Here is a 3,273-nt window from a genome sequence, read left to right as displayed (position 1 = left end):
GATCTCCTGCACGTCGAGCGTGTGGCGATGATGGCCCGCATCCGCGCGGCATTCGCGCCCGACACTCGGGCAGTCGACGAGAAGATATCCGCCTTCATCGCCGACTACGTCGCGCACGTCACCGCGCGGCCCGACATCTCGAAGCTCGAATCGCTCGGCTACAGCGTGCTTGAGCGGAACATCGAGCAGGATCGGTTGCGCGCATATAAGCAAGAGCTCGGGACCGCCCTCGTCGACGCCGGTACGGTCGTCGAGGCAGCGTTGGGGCTAGCGCCAGGCGAAGGCCCGCGCGTGCTCGTCCATAGTTATGCGCTGACGCAAGGGCTGTGGCAGGCGCTCGACATTCCACCTGATTGCCTGGAAATGATGGGCGATGCGGCGGTCGCATTTACCAGCCTGGATTTCGCTGCCGAGCTGAAGGTGTCGCTGGATCGTTACTGGCGTGGACTGCTAAGCCAGGGCTGACACGGCGCGGTCAGTCCCAGCGATTCGCGTTCCCGGGGAAATCGGGTCGCTGGACGCGCACGACGCAGAAGCGCTGCCCCGTCGGCGCCTGCATGACGATCCATCGTTCCAGCCGATCGACGACGGCCGCACCCAGTGCTTCCAGGCGACGAACTTCTGCCGGTATGTCATCGGTCTCGATGTCCAGATGCACTCGGCTCCCGTGACCGACTCGCTGGACCTGCACGATGGGCTCACCGGGTGGCGTGGCCAGCATGCGGTAGTTGTCGCGGGAGCCGGGGTGATCGAGGTCGACGGGCCGACCCAGTGCATCGGCCCAGAAACTCGCAGCCCGGTCGACATCGTCGGTATAGCAGTCGATCAATAGCGCGCACAGCCTTGAGTGATGCATGGCGGTCTCCGATCAGGCGGCAGGTCCCGAATATATTCGTTTCGGGGCCGCCGCGCTTCAGGGGCCTGCGATGCGTCGCGCTGATCGGTAACGGAGATCAGCGATGAACATGCCGGGTATCGCGCCAAGACAACAGATCGGCGCGGTCATCGAGCCGAGGCCCCACGCTTTTGCAGCGTGGAAGCCGGCTTCGCGAAGGCCGGCCGGGACAAGCACCACGACCCCGAAGGCGGCGAGCATGCCGAGGTAAGCGCCGACGCGCCAGAGGGCCGGGCGGCTGGAAAGGCGGGCAGTCATCCTAAGTACCTCGCGTGAGAAGCGGCGGCCGTAGGTTACCGCTCCATGCCACCCGAAAGCCATGCACGAATCTGCTCGTTCGCCATGCCGCGCCCCAGCTTGCCGTCCATGTATCGCCATGTCACGTCGTGGTGTTCCCGGTCCAGCGAGTCGATGCAGTCCTTCGCGAGGATCACGTCATAGTCTCTCTGGTAAGCATCGACGACTGTGGTTCGCACGCACGAGTGTGTGTTCACTCCGGCGACGATCAGCTGGTCGCAGTCAAGTTGCGATAGCAGCTCGTCGAGGGTGGTTCCGAAGAACGCGCTGTAGCGCTTCTTCAGGATGAAGTGATCCGCCGTGTCGATGTCGAGTTCGGGCAGGAGCTCGGCGCCAGGCGTGCCTGAGATGACCACCTGGATCTGGCCTCTGCGCACCTCCAGCGACGCGTCGCTGAGATCGGCTGYGAACTCCTGACGCACCCAGACGACGGGGATAGCGGCGTCACGTGCCATGGCAGTGAGGGCGTTGGTGTGCCCCGCGAGGGCTGGCCTGAGCAGGGACAGCCGCTCATGACCGAAGAAGTCGGCCTGCATATCGATGACAAGGGCAACGGTCGTCACGATCACACCTCGGCGGCGGGTGGGTGATGCTGACCAATGTACCGCGTCGGACGGGGCAGGTTCATGACGGCTTTTATGCAGCGAAACCCGGGGTCGTTCGCAAGATTTCATGATGCCCCGGAATCCCGCGTAGGATGAGGTTTCTACTCCACCCTTGAGACCTGACATGGCATTTCGTGTCCTGATCATCGGCGGCACCGGGCAGGTCGGCGCTGCCGTGGTTCGCGCCCTGCTCGCCGAGCCGTCCTGCATCGAACTTGTCATGGTCAACCGCCGGGAGGTGGACCTGGCCAGGGATCCCCGTCTTCGTCAGGTCGTTCTCGACACGGCAGCGGCCGGATTTTCCGCCGACGTTGCCACGCTCGCCCGGGCCATGGTTGCGCAGGGYGGTCCGGTTTACGCCGCCTCGTGCGTTGGGGTCGGGGCAGGCAGCTTGAAGTGGAGCGAGGACGAGCTGAAAGCCCTGGAAGTCGGGATCGTCGGCGCCTTCGCACGAGGCTGTCATGCCGGGGGCATCACCCACTTTTCCCTGCTCTCCGCTGTGGGAAGCACACCGAAAAGCCGGTTCCGCTATGTGCGCGTCATGGGGCTGAAGGAGCAGGCTATCGAAGGCATTGGCTTCCAACGCCTTGCGATTTTCCGTCCTGGCATTATTGCCGGCAACGTTCATACGCCGGGGTATGTGGCCTGGCTCGGGCGTCTGATTCCGGGGCGGTTTGGCGTTGTCGAGCAGGACGATATCGGGCGGGCCTTCGTCGCTGAATTTGTCGCCAATGCGTCGGCGAGCGGCGTTGTGTACTTGGAAAACGATGCCATGAAACGGGCATCCAGCATGCTCACCCGAGGCAATCAATCCACTAGTTCGATACCCAGGCCGTAGAGAAGCCCGGCGGCCTCGGTGCGCGTGAAACGCGCGCCCTTGACCTGGTTTTCCCGGATGTCCATGACGTAGTTGGTGGCTTCGCTGAAGTCCGTGCCCTGCAGCTTCGTGCCTCCGAACAGGCTCTCGGCGAAGTCGGAGTAGGTGAAGTTCGAGCGTGCGAAGTCGCCTTGCCTGAAGTCGACGTTCCGGACTTTGCACTCTTCCAGGACCAGCTCCTGGAGGTTCAGCCCGAAGAACGAGGTGTAGTTCACGATGGACTTGCGGAAGGCCAGCTTGGCGGGCGCCGCGTACCGCGGCCAGTCTGCGCGAGTCCAGTCGACCCCAATCACCTTGCACTCGTCGAACGTCACTGCCTGGAACTTGCTGGCCGTGAGCTTGACGTTACTCAGGTCGCACGCACGGAAGGTGCACTCGATGAACTTGCAGTGCTCGAACGCCGCGTCACTGAAGGAGCACTGGGTAAAGGTGCATTCTTCGAACGTCTTCGAGGCCAGGGTGCCCTCGGCATAGTCCAGGCCCTGGAAGGTCTTGAGGTAGAACTCCTTATCGTCACCGATCAGATCGCTCATCGTTCCAGGCTCGTCGAGGGGGCAGGACATTGTCCGGCCTCGCGCTGGCGCACTCAACCTTGGGAC

6 protein-coding genes are annotated in these 3,273 nt (G+C 63.3%); 2 read left to right on the top strand and 4 right to left on the bottom strand.

The features are described 5' to 3' along the window. On the top strand, window positions 1-465 hold a 465-nt coding region (locus AC1DSN_RS20470), incomplete at its 5' end, for a hypothetical protein (RefSeq protein WP_477332522.1). Between the two features lie 10 nt (window positions 466-475). Here the strand turns inward: AC1DSN_RS20470 and AC1DSN_RS20465 are convergent. From AC1DSN_RS20465 to AC1DSN_RS20455, 3 genes are read right to left on the bottom strand one after another with little or no spacing between them, the layout of a single operon-like run. After that, window positions 476-856, bottom strand: coding sequence for a VOC family protein (locus AC1DSN_RS20465; RefSeq protein ID WP_477297768.1), 381 nt, complete (start codon window positions 854-856; stop codon window positions 476-478). A 57-nt stretch (window positions 857-913) separates the two neighbouring features. After that, window positions 914-1,153: a hypothetical protein gene (locus AC1DSN_RS20460; RefSeq protein WP_213948085.1), complete on the bottom strand. Its 240-nt coding sequence runs from the start codon at window positions 1,151-1,153 to the stop codon at window positions 914-916. Between the two features lie 35 nt (window positions 1,154-1,188). Then, on the bottom strand, window positions 1,189-1,755 hold the full coding sequence (locus AC1DSN_RS20455; RefSeq protein ID WP_477332520.1) for a cysteine hydrolase family protein: 567 nt from the start codon (window positions 1,753-1,755) through the stop codon (window positions 1,189-1,191). Window positions 1,756-1,972: 217 nt separating this feature from the next. Here AC1DSN_RS20455 and AC1DSN_RS20450 point away from each other — a divergent pair, with 217 nt between their 5' ends. After that, a complete protein-coding gene (locus tag AC1DSN_RS20450; protein WP_477297765.1) occupies window positions 1,973-2,635 on the top strand; it encodes a Rossmann-fold NAD(P)-binding domain-containing protein in 663 nt (220 codons plus the stop codon). Here the strand turns inward: AC1DSN_RS20450 and AC1DSN_RS20445 are convergent. After that, window positions 2,605-3,207 carry a pentapeptide repeat-containing protein gene (locus AC1DSN_RS20445; protein ID WP_477297764.1) on the bottom strand — a complete coding sequence of 201 codons (603 nt, stop codon included), beginning with the start codon at window positions 3,205-3,207 and terminating at the stop codon, window positions 2,605-2,607. The two genes, AC1DSN_RS20450 and AC1DSN_RS20445, sit on opposite strands and share 31 nt — an antisense overlap. Window positions 3,208-3,273: the final 66 nt, after the last annotated feature.

This window comes from Luteibacter sp. P4_D7_3 (genome assembly GCF_056401735.1).
Note: the sequence above shows the minus strand (reverse complement) of the source record. Positions and strands in the feature narration are given on the sequence as shown.